At 62.5% G+C, this 1,915-nt stretch carries 2 protein-coding genes and 1 pseudogene; 1 reads left to right on the plus strand and 2 read right to left on the minus strand.

Translation table 11 applies throughout. The features are described from left to right. The coding region (gene boxB, locus NLR35_RS33980) for a benzoyl-CoA 2,3-epoxidase subunit BoxB (protein ID WP_257170899.1) at positions 1 to 988 on the plus strand (988 nt) is incomplete at its 5' end. A gap of 128 nt (positions 989 to 1,116) precedes the next feature. On the opposite strand, the gene NLR35_RS33985 is transcribed toward boxB, so the two are convergent. Next, the gene (locus NLR35_RS33985) at positions 1,117 to 1,530 is read right to left on the minus strand and encodes a hypothetical protein (RefSeq protein WP_257170900.1); all 414 of its coding nucleotides are present in this window, start codon (positions 1,528 to 1,530) and stop codon (positions 1,117 to 1,119) included. 240 nt (positions 1,531 to 1,770) lie between these two features. Then, positions 1,771 to 1,915 (minus strand): annotated as a pseudogene (locus NLR35_RS33990) (VOC family protein); the annotation flags it as partial.

Here is a 1,915-nt window from a genome sequence, read left to right on the forward strand (position 1 = left end):
AGAAGGCCGCCATCTCTGGGCGATGGTCTATCTCTTGCAGAAATATTTCGGCCGCGACGGCCGCGAGGAGGCGGATGATCTGCTGCGCCGCCGCTCCGGCGATGCCGATGCGCCGCGCATGCTCGGCGCCTTCAACGAGGCGACGCCGGACTGGCTGTCGTTCTTCATGTTCACCTATTTCACCGACCGCGACGGCAAGATGCAGCTGCACAGCCTCGCGCAGTCCGGCTTCGATCCGCTGTCGCGCACCTGCCGCTTCATGCTGACCGAGGAAGCCCACCACATGTTCGTCGGCGAAACCGGCATCACCCGCGTCGTGCAGCGCACCTGCGATGCGATGCGCGCGGCCGGCATCACCGATCCCACCGACATCGCGAAGGTTCGCGCGCTCGGGGTGATCGACCTGCCGACCATCCAGAAGAAGCTCAACCTGCACTACACGCTGTCGCTTGATCTGTTCGGTTCGGAGGTTTCGACCAACGCGGCGAATGCGTTCAACGCCGGCATCAAGGGCCGTTATCACGAGACCCAGATCGAGGACGACCACCAGCTCAAGAACTCGACCTATCCGGTGCTCAAGCTCATCAACGGCGAGGTCAAGCTGGTCGACGAGCCGGCGCTGACCGCGCTCAACATGCGCCTGCGCGACGATTACAGCCAGGATTGCGTCAAGGGCCTGTTGCGCTGGAACAAGGTGATCTCGACCGCCGGCTACGACTTCCAGCTCAAGCTGCCGAACGTCGCCTTCCACCGCCACATCGGCGAGTTCAAGGACGTCCACGCCACGCCCGACGGCATCCTGATCGACGACGCCAACTGGGCCAAGCGCAAGGACGAATGGCTGCCCTCGACTTCGGACGGCGACTTCATCACCTCGCTGATGAAGCCCGTCACCGAAACCGGCCAGTACGCCTCCTGGATCTCACCGCCCAAGGTCGGCATCGACAACAAGCCCGGCGATTTCGAGTACGTAAAGATCGAGACCTGAGGGCTGCGCGCGTCTCCGCCATCGCCGTCGTCGCTGACAAGCAAAGGCCTGGCAACGCATCGCGTTGTCAGGCCTTTGCGCAGTTCGGAGGATGGGTTTCGCCAGGGCTCACGCTACGCGCCGCCCGCTCAATCGTTCGCGCCGATGTCCGTAAACAGGAAACCCGTCGGCGTCTTGCTGAAGCCGAACATGGTCTCGCCACAGGTGATGAAGAAATTCTCGTTCTTCTCGGGATCGCGGTCGTAGACGGCCTTGCCTTTCTGGAGACACGCGCGATTTTTCGCCGTGAAGAAGGTACGATAGGTCTTGGCGCGAAATTGCGCGGCGTCGCGAATGTCGCTCTCGTTCATGAACGGCAATTTGGTCATCGTCGCGACGGCGGCTGGATCGTCCGCCTTCACGGCCGCGCGAAACTTTTCGATGAAGGCGTCGAATTCCTTCTGCAGGGCCGCGGATGCGACGGGCTGCTTCGCCGCCTGGGCGACGGCCGGCGCAAGGCTCACGAGAGCGGCTGCGAGCAATAGTCTCGGCAAAAATCCCACGGGTCGTCTCCATCCATCGACCCTCGAGTTATTCGGGTCGAACCAGATCCATGGTGCTTTGTCGCGTCAAGAGCTTTCTGGTTCACCGGCGCCGCGTCCACGCAACAGCATGTGCGGGAGCATGCGTCGGCATGTTTGCCGCGCGTGCTCGATACAGAAGTTGGCTTTGAGCGACTCCATCGCGGCGTGGCGCGCCAAGAGAGCTCCAGACGCGGGCGGCTAGCGATTGTGCCGACTCGACTACCTCGATCCCAGATTCTCAGCGAAGCGCAGCAAATAGCCGTCGGGGTCCTGCACCAGGAATTGCCGGTTGCCTCGCTCCTCGCCCGCGACCCGATACCAGGCGTCATGACACTCTCTGAAGAGCGGCCATTTCTCCCGCTTC

This window comes from Bradyrhizobium sp. SRS-191 (genome assembly GCF_024586915.1).
Lineage (GTDB): Bacteria > Pseudomonadota > Alphaproteobacteria > Rhizobiales > Xanthobacteraceae > Bradyrhizobium.